Consider the following 15,849-nt stretch of genomic DNA (forward strand, 5'->3'; position numbering starts at 1 on the left):
GGGAGCCAGCAGTTTACAAAAGCGGTGAGACGAGCCGAGTAACCGAATCCCGCAGCCTCAGCGGCAGTCTTCGCGAAGCGTATTCGTCGGGGTCGAACCGGGTGCAATAGGCGAGGTCGCGCTCGAAATCCTCCTCCAGCTGACGGGCCAGTTGCCTGCTGTAAAGAACGGCGTTGAGCTCGTAGTTGATGCTGAAACTGCGGATGTCGATATTCGCCGAGCCGATGGAGCAGATCTCGGAATCAATGCTGATCGTCTTGGCGTGAAGATACCCCTTATGATACATGAAGACCTTCACGCCGGCCTTCATGACATCGATGATATAGGTGTTGCCCGCCCATTCCGGGAGGGGATTTCCGGATGCTTTGGCCGTCAGCATAAGCTTGACGTCAACACCCGAAAGGGCCGCGGCTTTCAGCGCTTCAGCTATGCTCCCATCCGGGATGAAATAGGGCGATTGCAGATAGACATGGCTCTGGGCGCTCGCGATCATAGCGAAGTAGAGCTGGCGTATGCCGGCCCATTCTGAATCGGGCCCCGAGGTGAGGATCTGCACAGGGGATGTCTTGGCCTGGACGGCTCGCGCCATTGGAAAATACTCCTCGGCGAAGAGGTCTTCCTGCACGGCATTGTACCAGTCGACGGCAAATACGGTCTGGAGGACTGCCACTCCTTCCCCTTCCAGCCGAATCTGAGTGTCGCGCCAGTAGTCGAATCCTTTCCCTCCGTCGAGATGTTCCTTGCCGATATTCATGCCGCCCGTATAGCCGGCTCGGCCGTCGATGACAGCGATCTTGCGATGATTCCGATAGCTGATTGTATGCACCCGCCACAGAGGCGAGGTCGGCACCATGCGTATGCCAGCCGCTTCCAATGCCCTGACATAAGAAGGTGTCACATGGGCCTGCGAGCCAAGCGGATCATAGAGCAGGCGCACCTTTACCCCGGCTTTCGCCTTGACGCTCAGCAACTGCTTGAGCCGATCGGTGAATTCATCCCTTGCCCAGATGAAGGTTTGCAGATGAATGGAATGCTGCGCGGCTTCGATATCCTTGATCAGTGCGGAATAGAACGAGTCTGCATTCTGCAGAATCTCGACTTCCGAACGTGCGAGCGCTGAGCGAGAATTGCGCCTGACCAGCATCATCAGTTTCCTGCGGGCGTGGCTTCCACCCTCTAGATTGGAAATCTGCGCTTCCTGCATCGTAAGGATGCGCTCCAGGTATGGCCCGGCTTCGGCTTCGATGTCCTGCTTCAGGAGCCTGCTTTGCTTTGCAAATGCCTTGCGGTCCCTTCCGAACAGTACATAGGCAAGAAGCCCCATTCCGGGCAGTGCAAAAAGGGCGAGCATCCACGCAAGGGTTGCCTGCGGGCGGCGGTTTTCCAGAAGGATATACACGCCGGTGCCCAATGCATAAACCGCAAAACCCCAGCCAACAATTACCAACCAGTCCATGCTCTCCCTTCCGCCAGCAACCTCCTGCTGTGCTTCAGAAATCTAGGGCGGGAAGAACAAGGGCCCATGCATGATTTGACAGCGGCAGAACGGGTCCATGTAAGACTGAAATGAGACTGCAATGACCAAACGCTGCAGATGTGGAAACGCCTTTTGGCAAAATGCGCTTCTCTGCGGTATTCGACTGGCGACTGAGAGCATGTTTGCGGTGCGGGTGGAAGCGGACTGCCGCGGTGCGGTCCCGAAAGCCTTGTGCCTGCTTCACCAGGGGGCGGTAATCTCGGCTGCGGATGTGCCGGAGCGTCCAACGCGATTTTACGACGCCAGCCTAATCAAAAAGTCGATGCGCCTCAGATGGTCTTGGCTTTTCGCAATGACCGAGCGGTAGACCGGCGGGAACGATCATGAACGATGGCACGGCCAATGCCGCATAATGCCCATTGGAAGACCTTGGGGAATGACCACGCCTTGGGATTCTGCGTAAAGGCGAGCGAACCGCGCCACAGGTTTGCCGAAATCTCCGGCAGCGTTCTGAGAACGTCAAGGATGAGGCAGCATATGGCTGCCAATTGCCTGCCTGATGCTGACTCAGATGCGACAGCCGTAAAGTAGTTATGAATGTCAGCCCCGCGACGCCTGTTATAGACGCCGCGAGGCAGCAGAAATTTACATCAGCCTTCGCCCATGCCCTCGGCGGGCTTGGTCGCGCTTCCTGAGAGCACTTTCTGCTCGATACGCTGGCCGACTTCGGGGTCGATGTTCTTCCAGTACTGGAAGGCGCGGCTCAATACCGGCTCACGCACTCCGCCAAGCAGGCTGCCAGCAACTGTCTCCACCAGGGCATCGCGCTGCGCGTCGTTGAACACCTCGCGCACGAGAGTTCCCGGCTGGCCAAAATCATCGTCCTCGGGGCGCAGCGTATAGGCGCTACGCACCATAGTGCCATCGGCTTCCCATCCATCGTGCACCGGACCGGTTTCATCGGCCCATGGGCGTCCACCACTGTTCGGCGCATACACCGGCGCGTTGCCGCTGTGATGATAGGCCATGTGGCCGTCGAACATATAGGTGTTTACCGGGACCTTGGGCTGGTTCACGGGCAGTTGATGGAAGTTGGTGCCGATACGGTTTCGCTGGGCATCGTTATAGGCAAAGGCGCGGCCAAGCAGCATCTTGTCCGGCGAAAGGCCAATGCCTGGCACCGTATTGCCAGGCGAGAACGCCGCCTGCTCAATCTGGGCGAAGAAATTCTCCGGATTTCGATCGAGCGTCATCGTGCCGACCTTGATCAACGGATAATCCTTGTGCGGCCAGACCTTGGTGAGGTCGAACGGATTGATGCGGTAGGTCTTGGCCTCTTCGTAAGGCATAATCTGAACGGAAAGCGTCCAACTTGGATATTCCTTACGCTCGATCGCCTCGAATAGGTCACGGCGGTGGAAGTCGGCATCCGCACCAGCCATCGTCGCGGCTTCGTCATTGGTAAAGAATTCCATGCCTTGATCGGTGTGGAAATGATACTTCACCCAGAACTTCTCGCCCCGAGCATTGACCCACATATAGGTGTGCGAGCCGTAGCCGTTCATGTGACGCCATGTGCGCGGCAGGCCGCGTTCACCCATCAGATAGGTCACCTGGTGCGCAGTCTCAGGATTGCTGGTCCAGAAGTCCCACTGCATGTGGTTGTCACGTAGGCCGGAATCGGGAAGCCGCTTCTGGCTGCGGATGAAGTGCGGGAACTTCATTGGGTCGCGCACGAAGAAGATCGGCGTGTTGTTTCCGACGAGGTCATAATTGCCTTCGCTGGTATAGAATTTCAGCGAAAAACCGCGCACGTCGCGCCACGTGTCGGGGCTGCCTACCTCGCCCGCAACGGTGGAGAAACGTGCCAGCATTTCCGTCTTGACACCCTTCTGGAACAGTGCCGCTTTCGTGTAGCCAGAAACATCCTCGGTCGTCTCGAAGACGCCAAACGCGCCGGCGCCCTTCGCATGCGGCTGGCGCTCGGGAACCTTCTCACGGTTGAAATGGGCCATCTGTTCAAGAAAATGAACGTCATGAAGAAGGATCGGGCCGTCAGCACCGATGGTCAGGGAGTTGCGATCGCTGGGTGCAGGAGCACCGCTTCCGGTGGTTGATCGGGCTGCTCGATCGTCACGAGCATTATTCTGGTCGGACATAATACCTCCTGTAAGTGGACGCCCACATGCGTTCAGTGGATTTGATGTGGTGAAACTAGCTTGTTATTCCAGAGAACGGTGCGTCAACCATGTGGAAACCGCATCGAGACGGGCCTCCCACACAGCCCGCAGAACTCCGGCCGCTTCGGTATCTTATTTCGCCCGGCACCCGGTGTCCTCCTGGCAAGCGCGACGCGATGTCGCGGAGCAGCCAGCGAACTCTTGGGCAGGTCATAGCGGCAAACTGTCATTCCGTTGACGTAAGCATGATGCCGCTCAAAAAAAAGTGGTGCGACGCTTTAGCCTGCGATTATGCAGGGAAATTTTCTGTTGCAGGGAGAGGGGGCGATGCTCATGGCTCGATTTCAGGCCTCCGGCCGGCAACAATGTCGGCAAGCACGCGACTTGTGCCACAAGCCTGTGTCCAGCCGTTCGAGCCGTGGCCAACATTAATGTAGAGATTTTTGCAGGCAGCAGGGCCGATTCTTGCAGGTCCGTCCGGCGTCATCGGTCGGAATCCGCACCAGTAGCTCGCCTGTCCGTAGTGCCCGCCGCCGGGGAAAAGAGCTTCCACCCGATTCCGCAGTGAGACTTTGGCCGGGTTCGGGATGGTCGGATCGAAGCCGGCAAGTTCCGCAACGCCTGCAGCGCGAATTCGAGATCCAAGGCGTGTAATCATCACCTTGGAATGCTCGTCCATGACTGAGGAGCGAGGAGCGCTGGCCTCTTCCTTGATCTCACAGGTGAGCGAATAGCCCTTGACCGGATAAATGGGCAAGTGGATGCCAAGCGGCGAGAGCAGCCTCGGCGCGTAAGGACCGGCTGCCACGATGAAAGCATCTGCCTCGATCGGGCCGGCGGATGACAATGCGCTTACAATATGGTCGCCGCTACGCTCCAGACACATCACCTCGGTTCCGAAAAGAAAATGGCATCCAAGGTTGCGCAGCAGAACCGCTAGTTGCTCGCAAAAGAGTCGACAGTCGCCGGTTTCGTCGCCCGGCAGATGGAGCCCACCGGCAAGGTTCTGCGTGGTATGTGCCAGGGCTGGCTCGATGGCAATGAGTTCCTCGGGCAAGACCAGCCGATGCGGAATATCCATTTCCGCAAGGACGCGAGCGGCCCGCTTCCCGAGTGTCAGTTGCTCTTCGGTTGCGAATATCTGCAGCACCCCGCGCGAGGCGTGGTCATAGGCGATGCCGGTCTGCTCGCGCAGCGCCACGAGACAAGCCTTGCTGTAATGGGCCATGCGCTGCATGCGGGCCTTGTTGACCGAAAACCGCCGGGATGTGCAGTTGCGCATGAAGGCGGCTAGCCAACGCTATTGCTGAGGATCGGGGCGCGGCCGCCATTTCAGCGGCGCCGTCTCCTGAAACAGCCATTTTATAGCCTTGAACGGTATTCCTGGCGCCGCCCACGGCCCGGCAAAGGCAGGGCAAACGCCGCCCGCATTGCCGAAACTCGTGCCAAGAGCGGGACCGGAGTGCCGGTCGACGACCGTCACCTCGTGTCCGTCCTGAACAAGATACCAGGCCGAAGTAATGCCTACTACGCCCGCCCCGATAACCAATATGCGCATGATCAGCAGATGCCGCCGCTTATGAGCGATGCTGCCCTGTAAGACGGCAGGTATGGGCACTGCAGGAGGCCATGAGGCAGTTTCCGATCTCCAGCCGTTGCTGGAAACTCGCCCCGGGATTGGCTTTTGTATCTCTCCAAATTGAGGTTCATGCGCCGATTATTGGGCATATGGTGCAATGTCCGTGCCTGACGATCTTTATGCTACATGATGCCGGGTCGACGTTGTGCAACGTTGTTCACGATCCTTTCCACTTTCCTAAATGGCATCTAGTTGCTTGTTATTGTCCTGTAGATGCGAGACCTGTTCAACGACTCGGCCAAGAAGGCCGAATTGGCCTGCGGGTCTTCCGAAGGAGAGTCGAACGCGACATATTTGACGTCGACGGAAGCATCGGAAGCGCTGAGCGTGAGCGAGAAGTAGACCGTCACCCCTTTTGGACGCAGTTCCAGGTCGAGCACGATGCGGGGAGCCTCGGTCCAGCCAACATGCGCCTCGCAACCATGTCCAAGCCGCAAGGTACCCGGAAGAAAATACAGCTCCGCCGCCGACTCAACGATGTCTGCAATGCTGGCCATGCTTTCGAGCCGGATGAAAGCCACGAAGTCGGCAAGCTCGATGAGCCGGAGCTCGCTTGCCACGCCCTTGATGGCCGTTGCCACGATGATCTCCCGCTCGTCAGAATGAGGCTGCCGGATCATGCTGTCGCCTTCGTCATTGTTCGTCCGCCTTCAGCCGTGTAAACGCGGCGGATGAGCTCCGCGATCGCCTTGTAGAACTGAGGCTGGATGAGGCTATCGACTGAAACTTGTTTGTACATGGAGCGGGCAAGTGCCGGCTCCTCGAAGATCGGGACATTGTGAGCTTGTGCTATCTCGCGGATCCGCAGCGCAATCAGGTCCTGCCCCTTGGCGACGACGATGGGAGCCGCATCTCTTTCCCGGTTATAGCGCAAGGCAATTGCGTAGTGGGTGGGATTGGTAATCACCAGTGTAGCCTGGGGCACGGCAGAAATCATACGCTGGCGCGCCCGGTCGCGTGCGACGGAGCGCAGGCGGGCCTTTACGATTGGATCGCCATCCGTCTGCTTCTGCTCGTCTTTGACTTCCTGCCTCGTCATGCGCAAATCCTGCCGCCAGTTGAAACGCGACCAGACCAGGTCCGCTGCGGCCACAAGCGCCATGAAGAGCGCGACCGCCATGAGGATGTCGACGGCAAGCTCGCGGATGGTCATAGTGAAAACCACCGGATGCGTCATCATTCCGGAAAGAAGGCGTGTATCGGCGTGACGAAGGGTGAAAGCAACGAGACTGCCGACCACCAGTATTTTGCCAATGGACTTCAGGAATTCCATCAGCCCCCGCCCGCCGAAAAGGCGTGACCAACCCTTTGCAAGCGAAATACGGGAGAGCTTCGGCTGGACTCGGTCGATCACGAATCGCGGCGTATTTTGCAGGATCGAGCCCGAAAGACCGGCCGCGACCAGCAGCACCATGAGGATGCCAGCAACTTTTCCGATTTCCAGGAAGACGATACGATAGATCGCAATCGCATCGCTCCTGGTCTCCAGCGACCAGCCGTCAGCACGTTCAATGAAAATGGAGAGAAAACCGGCAAGCTGGGCCGCCCTGTCTTCTGCGAAGAAGATGATGAAGACGAGAATAGCGAGAAAGGATGCAAGCACGGGAGCTTCCCGCGAGAAGGGAAGCTGTCCCTTCTCCACCGAATCCCGGATTTTCTTTTCCGTGGCTTCTTCGGTTTTGCTTTCCTTGTCGGCTCCTTCAGCCATTGCGTCAGGCGGCCGCCTGCGTGGTTGAAGGCAACTCGATCACACCGTTCTGCGCGAGCTGTATCGCGGTTGCGGCTATACGTTTGCGCGCCGTCGAGATCGCTTCGGCCGAAGCACGATCCATGGGCGCAGCTAGTTCAGATTCGATCATGCGGCGCGACCGTGCGCCCAATGCCGACAGGACCGCTTCTGCGACTTCGGCAGGCGCCTCGCGTAGTGCGAGTGTAACGAGGTCCGTTGACAATCCGTCCAGGAGCGCAACGCGCGCATCCTGGGACAAGTGCACGATCTCCTCGAAAGTAAACAGGCGTGCACGGATCGCGTCGACGTCGGGAGTTCCAGCGGCCTCAAGATCGCGGATTACCTCCTCGGCTTCGGATTTTTCGAGCTCGTTGAGGAGACGGGCTACCCGTGCGTGCCCTGCCGACGCATTCTTGCCATTGGCTTCGGCGCGCAGGATTTCCGCAACACGCCTTTCGATGATGGCCCTTGCCTCAGCGGTGAGTTGGCCGATGGATGCCATACGCCGCAGCACGTCGCCGCGCTGTTGCCGGTCCAGCATCAGCGTCACCTTCGACGCTGCCTGGGGCGAAAGGCTGGCAAGAACTACCGCTACGGTCTGCGGGTGTTCGATCGCAAGAAGCTGAGCGAGCCGTTCGGGCGAAAGCTTTTCCAGCTTCAGCCAGACATTCTCCGTTTCCACTCCCCGTGCCTCGCCTGAACCCATGAGGAGGTTGATCTCCTCCGGTGGCAAGGTCTCTGTCAGAATGGTGTTCATGCTGTCCGCGGAATCGAGAAGGCCCGCACCTTCAGCAAACTCCCTCTCAAATTCCTGTACAACCTTTTCCAGGTCCGCCTGGGGAATGGTACGCAGGCGGCGGGCCGCCTCAATCAAGGCCTTCAGTTCTTCCTGCTTGAAGAACTTGAGCAGTTTGCCAGCGGCAGGCTTGCCCATGGCCACGAGGATGGCTGCAGCCTTTTCGGCCTGGGTCAACCGGACGGATGTGTTCACCATTCCTCTCCCGGTGGTGTTCATTCGACCTGTGCCGAGCCGCCGATCTCCGTCAGCCGTACACCGAAGCGGCTCGGATCCTCTTCCAGAACCGTAATCTCCCCACGCGCAATCCGCCGGCCATTGACTACGATCTCGACCGGCTCTCCAATGCGCCGGTCAAGCGTAACGGTGCAGCCCCTTTGCAGGGCCATAAGCTCGGAAACCGTCATTTCCGCGCTGCCGAGCATGACCTGCACCTCGACAGGAATCCCCATGACAAGGGGAGCATTGCCGGCATCGTCATTTTTTTGCGCCGCGTCGTCATGAAGTACGTTGCGCATCTCGTCGATCGCCTGGTTCAACGACTCGCTTGCGTTCTTCTTGGTGGCGGTCCGGCTGCTGCTCATGGGATGTCTCCTTCAGTCCGCTAACAAACCTTCGATGATGGCCTTCCGGTCATCAAAGGGCTTGGTGATGCGAACGGTATAGTTCTGGCCGAGACGGCCGAATTCGCAGATAAAAATGGGACGGTTGCGAACCGAAATTCTGGTTTCCTTCGGCGCACTCTCTTTTAATTCCAGAACCTGGCCGAGCTTCAGATCGGCAAGCTTTCCAAGTGCCACCTTCATCAGCGGAATGGTCGCGGTGACCTGCACCTTTGAACGGCGCACCTCTTCGCTGAAGCGTTGCTGCCATTGGGCCGGAGGAGGCGTATCTCCACTCGTGCGGACGCCCTGAACTCTCGTTTCAAGGATGACACGATGCGGTATCCAGGCTGTAAGAGAACCCGTTAAGGCCCCAACTCCAATCGAAAAGTCTATGCGCACTCCCGGCCCGTCACGAACGATGAGCTGCTTGAAATCGCTCGGCCCTGCAAGAGGTTGGGGAACGGGCAGGCGCAGTCCGAGAGAGCGGTCGCCTGTTCCATTCAGAGCCTGTGCAAAGGCGCCGAAGACGAGAGCGGCCACGTCCATCTCAATTCTGGACGGCGGCCGGTTCGCAGGCAGTGGCGGGATATCAGGATCGCCACCAAGGATAACGTTCACCAGCAAGGACAAGGCGCGAGCATCGAGCCGCATGGTGAGCGCATCGCGGGACGTGCCCGAAGGGACAACAACCAGCGCATCGAGGGAATCCGGCTCCGGCCTCAATTCCGCGAGCCTCACATTCTCGATATCGGACACTTCCACCAAAAGGGAAGCGGAGTACCTTTCCTGAAATGTCTCCTGCACCAGCGGCAGTGCGCGCGTTGCTATATTCCGCGCCGCCTCGGTGACAAGGCGGGGATCACCGGTGGCTCCCACGAGGCGTTCCACCACAAATTCGCGCATCTTCTCGGGGTCGTTCACGAGTGCGTTCATCAGCCGCTCAAGCCGCCTGTTTCTCTACCGCCGCATCGGCGGGAACTTGGCTCAGTGTCTTCTGCTCGACCGCATCGATGGATGGCCTGTCATCCGCCGAAATTGTCTTGCGGCCGAATTCCAGCGCCACCTGCGGAAGGGAGCCGTTCATATAGGCCAGCAGCGTCTGCTTCACGATCACGTAAAGCCTGTTCTTCTTGTCGCGCACCGTCTTGATCTTATTGGCAATGGGCGCGACCACTGCATAGGACAGGAAGATGCCAAGGAAGGTTCCGACAAGGGCCGCACCAACAAGCGCACCCAGAATTTCCGGCGACTGGTCAAGCGCGCCCATCGCCTTGATTACACCGAGAACTGCCGCCACGATTCCCAATGCTGGCAGTCCTTCGGCGACGGTTTGCAACGCACGGTACGGCTTCAACTGGTCGCCTCGGATCGTATGGATCTCCTCGTCCATCAGCGCTTCGATCTCGAAGGGCCGTGCGTTGCCGATGATGATGAGGCGGCAATAGTCGCAGATGAACTGCGTGAGTTCCTGGTTCTGCAGAACCGTCGGAAAGGTGCGAAAAATGATCGAATCATCAGGGTTATCGATATGCGCCTCCACCTCGCTGCGTGGCTTGGCGCGCAGTTCACGCATCAGGCTGTGCAGTACCCCGAGCGCTTCCAGATATTCAGTTTCCTTGGGCACCTGGTTCTTGAAGGCCTCGATGCACGCTGCGCCGGTGTCCTTCACAATGGCGAGAGGATTGGCCACCAGGAATGTACCCAGCGCTGCACCGCCAATGATGACGAGTTCCCATGGCTGGATCAGTACATCGATATGGCCGCCCATGGCCATGAAGCCACCGATCACGCAACCAAAGGTGACGACAAGTCCCAGCAGAATGCCCACTTCACACCTTTACTGACCATTATTGCCTTCCGAATTAACTGTCGTGGCTTGCGTGAGGCTGAATGGCTGCAGGCAATTAGCCGAACAGCTTCGCGCAAGGCAGTCGCGCTACTCTCATGCCAACTTGCCGGAGGTTGGCGTGATCGACACCTATACGAGCTACCACCTTATCGCGCGCGATATGGCGCGCTCCATCAGCCGTGTGGAACAGCAGCCGATGGCGAGCCGGGAAACCGAGTACTACCTGGAGAATATCGGGCAGGTAAAAAGCATCGAGGAGTTCGTCGCGGACGACCGATTATTCCGCTACGCGATGAAGGCGCATGGCTTGGCGGACATGGCTTATGCGAAAGCCTTTATGCTGAAAGCGCTGGAAGGTGGTATCGATGACCGGGAGAGTTTTGCCAACAAGCTCACCGACAAGCGCTACCGTGAGTTTGTCGAGACCTTCAATTTTGCCCGTTATGGCGAGAAGACGACGACATTCCATGGTTCGACTACCGGAACGGTGGAGAAATATCTGCGCCAGACGCTGGAAGAAGATGCCGGCAGGCAGAATGAAGGCGTGCGCCTGGCGCTCTATTTCCAGCGCAAGGCGGGCAGCCTGACTTCTTACTACGATTTTCTCGCCGATCCTGCCCTTGCCCAGGTCGTACGCACCGCGCTCGGCTTTCCGCAGGCGCTCGGGCAGGCCGATATCGACAAGCAGGCCGATATGATCAAGGAGCGGCTGGATCTGGAGGATCTGAAGGATCCGGAAAAGCTTGAAGAGTTCCTCAAGCGTTTCACCATGCTCTGGGAAATCAACAACCCGTCCTTCAGTCCACAAAACTCAGTTGCGGCACTTTTCAGTCGGCCTGCTGAGTTCGGCATCTCAACCGATATCCTGCTCACCATCGCACAGATGAGAAGATAGATAATGCAGACCGGACTTTACGTAGCCCTGTCGTCCCAGATGGCGCTGGAGCGACGGCTTGCAACGCTGGCGGACAATGTCGCTAATGCTGGGACAGTGGGATTTCGCGCAGGCGGCGTCAGCTTCAGCGATGTGCTGACAGGACTTTCCGACGAGGCGGTAAGCTTCGTCTCTACCGGGAACAATTTCTATAGCACTCAGGCAGGCGGTTTGCAGGAGACGGGCAACCCGTTTGACTTCGCGCTGCAGGGCGAGGCCTGGTTTGCCGTGGAAACACCGGCAGGTCCGATGATGACGCGGGACGGCCGTTTCACCATGCTCGATACCGGTGAGCTTGTAACTCATGAAGGGCATCCAGTACTCGATGCCGGCGGGGCTCCTTTGGTGCTGGATCCCTTGGCCGGGCCGCCGGACGCAGGTGCAGATGGCATGCTGCTTCAGAATGGCCAGCAGGTAGGTGCTATCGGTCTGTTCTCCTACATTCCCGGCCCCAACGCCACGCGCTACGGCAATTCCGGGTTCCTGCCCGGTAATCTGCCGCAGCCGGTGGTCGATCAGCCGGATGTCGGTGTTGCCCAGGGATTTCTGGAGAACTCCAACGTCAATCCGGTTAACGAGATGATGCGGCTCATCCAGGTTCAGCGCACCTTCGAGCAGGTGACGGCGCTCATGCGCGATAGCGATGCCTCGATGAAGAACGCCATCAAGGCGATAGGTTCCTGATGGGACAGAGCACGGCTGAAGCAGCGGAGCACATCGGAACAGGGAGTTCCAACCCGCTTGCCGCGCTGGGGTGCCTCTATCGGAGGTTCAGCACTCCCATGCAGATGGTCCGGCATGGCGGGCGGATTACGGAAGTAACGCCCACACATTACCGTGTGCGCGGCATTTCCGAAAAGGCCCGGCTAGGGGAGATCATCTTCTATCGGCAAGACGACCGGGATTATCGGGGCGAGGTTGTGCGCATCTCCGAGGACGAGGTGATTGTCGCGCCCTTCGAGCACTCAGGCGAGGCGAGTCTTGGTCAGGCAGTTTTCGCCATGGGAACGCTGGACATCACCGCCCATGCGAGCTGGCGCGGCCGGGTCATCGACGCATTGGCGCGCCCTCTCGATGGCGGTCCGGCGCTGTTTCGCCCCGCCTCGGAGCCGGGTGGCACTCGGGGCGCACCGCCGGCCCTGCGCAGGCAACGTATTGCCGAACCGTTTCTTACCGGCGTACGTGTGGTGGATCTGTTCTCCCCCCTTTGTCTCGGGCAGCGCATCGGCATCTTCGCAGGTTCCGGCGTTGGAAAATCGACACTTCTTGCCATGCTTGCCCGCGCGGAAGCCTTCGATACAGTGGTGATCGCCATGGTCGGCGAGCGGGGCAGGGAGGTGCGCGAGTTTCTGGAAGACACGCTCGGCGAAACGGGCATGCGCAAGACCATTGCAGTGGTTGCAACGAGCGATGAAAGCGCAATGATGCGCCGCCGCGCCGCCGACACCGCAATGCGGGTGGCCGAACATTTCCGCGATTGCGGCGAGAAGGTTCTTCTTCTGCTCGATTCGATTACCCGCTATGCGCATGCGGCGAGGGAGGTGGCTGCGAGTGCGGGAGAGCCGCCGGTTGCGCGCGGCTATCCAGCCTCCGTCTTCACCGATCTGCCCCGCCTTCTCGAAAGGGCGGGACCTGGCGAAGCTGGATGCGGCTCCATCACGGCAATCTTCTCCGTCCTCGTCGATGGGGACGACCATAATGACCCGGTTGCAGATTCCGTGCGGGGCATCCTCGATGGTCATCTCGTGCTCGACCGTGCAATCGCGGAGCAGGGGCGTTTTCCTGCAGTCAACCCGCTCGCTTCCATATCACGCCTTGCCGACCGTGCATGGACGGACGACCGAAAACCCGTGATCCAGCGTCTTAAGGCGATGATAGCCCGCTTCGAAGAGACAAGGGATATCCGGCTGCTCGGCGGATTCCAGGCAGGAGTCGATCCCGAACTCGACCTTGCCGTGCGACAGGTGCCCTTCATCTACGAGATCTTGCGGCAGTCGCCCACGGATCCGCTTTCACGGGACCCGTTCGCAGAACTAGCAGCTCACCTAAAGGCAAAGGAGACATCCAATGGCGGATAAGCTTGCAGGGCTTGTGCTGCCTGACAAGACGCCCTTGGAGACGGCCGCCGATCCGCTCGAATATTATCCCGGCCAGAGACAGAAGGTCCCCCCATCCGGTGTTGCGCGCCCACGCGAAACCCCAGCCCGTTTTCGCGGCAACGACTGGCTGCTGGCCGCTGGCGGCGCGCTTCTGGCAGGTATCTGCGCTATCTTCCCGTGGTACATCTTCCTACATCAGGAAAGTTTTGGAATTCGCCCGTTCACTTTGGCCGAACAGCCCAAGCTCCACAATCTTCGGCCGGGGCTCCGTGACGATGAGGCGACTTTCGTAATGCCGAACCTCGATTTCGTTCCAACAGGAACTGTGCCCGAAACACCTGAGCAGCTCTCGGAAAGCCTGTATGAGCAGCCCTTTCCGGGCGACCGCCGCAAATTCCGTCTCATTGCCGCGGAAAATGGACGCGCAATGATCGAAGATGACGACGGATTCTGGATGGTGCAGCCCGGCTCGCTTCTTCCGGATGGCAGCCGCGTCTCCCGCGTCGAACGGCGCGCCCAGACGTGGGTTCTCGTCACCAGCGCAGACACGGAAATCCAACTCTCACGCTGACCGAGGCGCAAGGCCCGCGCAAGACTGACGGCCTACCCTGCTGCCAGTAGAATCTGGATGAGAGCTTATGGAAGCAGTCAACCTGTTCGATCTGGCCGCGCATCAGGCCCGGTGGCTTTCGGTCCGCCAGGCAGCAGTGGCTGGCAATATCGCCAACATTAATACGCCAGCTTACAAGGCAGTGGACGTGGAGCCCTTCGAAAAGGTGCTTGACGGATCACGCGTCGCGATGAAGGCGACCCATGGCCAACACCAGCACCACGGGGTTACGCCGGCATCCTTCCTGCTAGACAGGAGCGAGGACCCGAAGATGCTGCCTTCCGAGAACAGCGTTGTGCTCGAAGATGAACTGGTCAAGGCCGGCGAAGTCCGCCGCGCATTCGAGCTCAACACCGCCATCGTGAAGGCCTTCCACCGCATGATCATGATGACGGCGAGAGGTTAAGCATGGACCCGCTTTCCGCTGCCGTAAAGATCGCTGGCTCGGGTCTTACTGCCCAATCAGAACGCATGCGCATCGTCTCGGAAAACCTCGCCAACGCACAGTCCACAAGCGATGTGCCGGGCGGCGATCCATACCGCCGCAAGACAATCAGCTTTGCGGCCGAGCTCGACCGGGCAACCGGCGGCGCAATGGTGCAGATTTCCGCAATCGCGCGCGATCCGGCCGACTTCTCGGTCGAATACATGCCGGGTCACGAAGCAGCCGACGAGTTCGGCTATGTGAAGATGCCAAATGTAAACATGCTGGTCGAGATAGCGGACATGCGCGAGGCCAATCGCGGTTACGAGGCGAACCTTCAGACGATCAAGCAGGCTCGCGAACTCATTTCCATGACCATCGATCTTCTGCGGAGCAATGGATGATATCCGGTATCGCAAATCTTCCGCGTATTTCTGCGATCGGCACCGATCCGGTACTTTCCGAGCCGAAGCTTGCGCCCACCGATGGTGATGCATTCTCGGCCATGGTGAGCGAACTGGCAGCCGACACCGTCTCGCGCCTTACGAAGGCGGAAAACCTATCCCTCCAGGCATTGCAGGGAGAGGCGGAAACACGCGCCGTCGTGGATGCGGTTATGGATGCGGAACAATCGCTTCAAGCGGCCATCGCCATCCGTGACAAGATCGTGACCGCCTATCTGGAAATCAGCCGAATGGCGATCTGAGGAGTAGCCCGTTGAAAGCCCTTTCCATCGCCGCCACCGGCATGTCCGCCCAGCAGACCAATCTGGAGGTCATCGCCAACAATATCGCTAACATCAATACGACCGGCTTCAAGCGGGCGCGGGCAGAATTTTCCGATCTGCTGTACCAGGTGGAGCGGCTGCAGGGCGTGCCCGAACGGGCCAACCAGAACATCGTGCCGGAGGGCGCGAATATCGGGCTTGGCGTCAAGACGGCGGCGGTGCGCAATGTGCATGTGCAGGGTTCGCTCACCAATACCGGTAACAAGCTGGACGTGGCGCTGGCCGGTAAAGGCTGGTTCCAGATTGAGGGAGCCGATGGCGAGATGCTCTATAGCCGTGCCGGGGCCTTCAACACCAACGCAAATGGCGAGCTCGTCACAGTGGATGGATTTCCGGTGATGCCAGCTATCGTCGTGCCCCCGGAAACGGTGGATGTGATCATCAACAAGTCCGGCCAGGTCTTCGCCCGCGTGGATGGCGAGCCCGACCTGCAGGTGCTGGGGCAGCTCACCCTTGCCACTTTTTCCAATGAAGCAGGACTCGCTCCCATTGGAAACAACCTCTTCCGCGAGACGGTCGCATCCGGCCCTGCCAATGTCGGCGTGCCTGGCGAGCCGGGCTTTGCGACCGTCGAGCAAGGATATCTGGAAGCCTCAAACGTAGATCCCGTGAAGGAAATAACCGATCTGATCTCCGCCCAGCGCGCCTATGAAATGAACTCCAAGGTCATCAAGGCGGCCGATGAAATGGCCGCCACAGTGACCCAGTCGTTGCGATAGC

17 protein-coding genes and 1 pseudogene are annotated in these 15,849 nt (G+C 59.0%); 8 read left to right on the forward strand and 10 right to left on the reverse strand.

Features of this window, described 5'->3' with window-relative positions; genetic code table 11:
• Positions 1–13: 13 nt before the first annotated feature.
• The 10 genes and pseudogenes from cls to motA all read right to left on the reverse strand — a co-directional run bounded on the left by cls (position 14) and on the right by motA (position 10,254).
• Positions 14–1,456 carry a cardiolipin synthase gene (gene cls, locus HUS57_RS15435; RefSeq protein WP_173934776.1) on the reverse strand — a complete coding sequence of 481 codons (1,443 nt, stop codon included), beginning with the start codon at positions 1,454–1,456 and terminating at the stop codon, positions 14–16.
• 671 nt (positions 1,457–2,127) lie between these two features.
• On the reverse strand, positions 2,128–3,636 hold the full coding sequence (locus tag HUS57_RS15440) for a catalase (protein WP_173934777.1): 1,509 nt from the start codon (positions 3,634–3,636) through the stop codon (positions 2,128–2,130).
• Between the two features lie 352 nt (positions 3,637–3,988).
• A pseudogene (locus tag HUS57_RS15445) lies at positions 3,989–4,945 on the reverse strand (FAD-dependent oxidoreductase); the annotation flags it as partial.
• Between the two features lie 12 nt (positions 4,946–4,957).
• Positions 4,958–5,275 (reverse strand): FAD-dependent oxidoreductase, encoded by a 318-nt coding sequence (locus tag HUS57_RS18030; protein ID WP_246727894.1) that lies wholly within the window; start codon positions 5,273–5,275, stop codon positions 4,958–4,960.
• A gap of 209 nt (positions 5,276–5,484) precedes the next feature.
• Positions 5,485–5,916: a hypothetical protein gene (locus tag HUS57_RS15450; protein WP_173934778.1), complete on the reverse strand. Its 432-nt coding sequence runs from the start codon at positions 5,914–5,916 to the stop codon at positions 5,485–5,487.
• Positions 5,913–7,004 (reverse strand): flagellar biosynthesis protein FlhB, encoded by a 1,092-nt coding sequence (gene flhB, locus HUS57_RS15455; RefSeq protein ID WP_173934779.1) that lies wholly within the window; start codon positions 7,002–7,004, stop codon positions 5,913–5,915. Before flhB ends, HUS57_RS15450 begins: the two co-directional genes overlap by 4 nt.
• Before the next feature lie 4 nt (positions 7,005–7,008).
• Complete coding sequence (locus HUS57_RS15460; protein WP_173934780.1) at positions 7,009–8,019, reverse strand: flagellar motor switch protein FliG; 1,011 nt, start codon at positions 8,017–8,019, stop codon at positions 7,009–7,011.
• A gap of 17 nt (positions 8,020–8,036) precedes the next feature.
• Positions 8,037–8,405 (reverse strand): flagellar motor switch protein FliN, encoded by a 369-nt coding sequence (gene fliN / locus HUS57_RS15465; protein ID WP_173934781.1) that lies wholly within the window; start codon positions 8,403–8,405, stop codon positions 8,037–8,039.
• Between the two features lie 12 nt (positions 8,406–8,417).
• Entirely contained in the window at positions 8,418–9,359 is a 942-nt protein-coding gene (locus HUS57_RS15470; protein ID WP_173934782.1) for a FliM/FliN family flagellar motor switch protein, read from the reverse strand.
• A 7-nt stretch (positions 9,360–9,366) separates the two neighbouring features.
• Positions 9,367–10,254, reverse strand: a complete 888-nt coding sequence (gene motA, locus HUS57_RS15475; protein WP_173934783.1) for a flagellar motor stator protein MotA — start codon at positions 10,252–10,254, stop codon at positions 9,367–9,369.
• A 139-nt stretch (positions 10,255–10,393) separates the two neighbouring features.
• Between motA and HUS57_RS15480 the strand changes: the two genes are divergently transcribed.
• From HUS57_RS15480 to flgG, 8 genes are all read left to right on the forward strand, one after another.
• Entirely contained in the window at positions 10,394–11,170 is a 777-nt protein-coding gene (locus HUS57_RS15480) for a DUF1217 domain-containing protein (protein WP_173934784.1), read from the forward strand.
• A gap of 3 nt (positions 11,171–11,173) precedes the next feature.
• Positions 11,174–11,893 (forward strand): flagellar basal-body rod protein FlgF, encoded by a 720-nt coding sequence (flgF, locus tag HUS57_RS15485; protein WP_173934785.1) that lies wholly within the window; start codon positions 11,174–11,176, stop codon positions 11,891–11,893.
• Positions 11,893–13,287, forward strand: coding sequence for a flagellar protein export ATPase FliI (gene fliI / locus HUS57_RS15490; protein ID WP_173934786.1), 1,395 nt, complete (start codon positions 11,893–11,895; stop codon positions 13,285–13,287). Before flgF ends, fliI begins: the two co-directional genes overlap by 1 nt.
• Complete coding sequence (locus HUS57_RS15495; RefSeq protein ID WP_173934787.1) at positions 13,277–13,879, forward strand: hypothetical protein; 603 nt, start codon at positions 13,277–13,279, stop codon at positions 13,877–13,879. The genes fliI and HUS57_RS15495 overlap by 11 nt, the downstream gene beginning before the upstream one ends.
• A 67-nt stretch (positions 13,880–13,946) precedes the next feature.
• Entirely contained in the window at positions 13,947–14,324 is a 378-nt protein-coding gene (gene flgB / locus HUS57_RS15500) for a flagellar basal body rod protein FlgB (protein ID WP_173934788.1), read from the forward strand.
• A gap of 2 nt (positions 14,325–14,326) precedes the next feature.
• A complete protein-coding gene (flgC, locus tag HUS57_RS15505) occupies positions 14,327–14,746 on the forward strand; it encodes a flagellar basal body rod protein FlgC (protein WP_173934789.1) in 420 nt (139 codons plus the stop codon).
• On the forward strand, positions 14,743–15,048 hold the full coding sequence (locus tag HUS57_RS15510) for a flagellar hook-basal body complex protein FliE (protein ID WP_173934790.1): 306 nt from the start codon (positions 14,743–14,745) through the stop codon (positions 15,046–15,048). Before flgC ends, HUS57_RS15510 begins: the two co-directional genes overlap by 4 nt.
• A gap of 11 nt (positions 15,049–15,059) precedes the next feature.
• The gene (gene flgG / locus HUS57_RS15515) at positions 15,060–15,848 is read left to right on the forward strand and encodes a flagellar basal-body rod protein FlgG (RefSeq protein WP_173934791.1); all 789 of its coding nucleotides are present in this window, start codon (positions 15,060–15,062) and stop codon (positions 15,846–15,848) included.
• The last annotated feature ends 1 nt before the right edge of the window (position 15,849 follow it).

It is taken from the genome of Chelativorans sp. Marseille-P2723 (genome assembly GCF_902809845.1).
GTDB lineage: Bacteria > Pseudomonadota > Alphaproteobacteria > Rhizobiales > Rhizobiaceae > Chelativorans.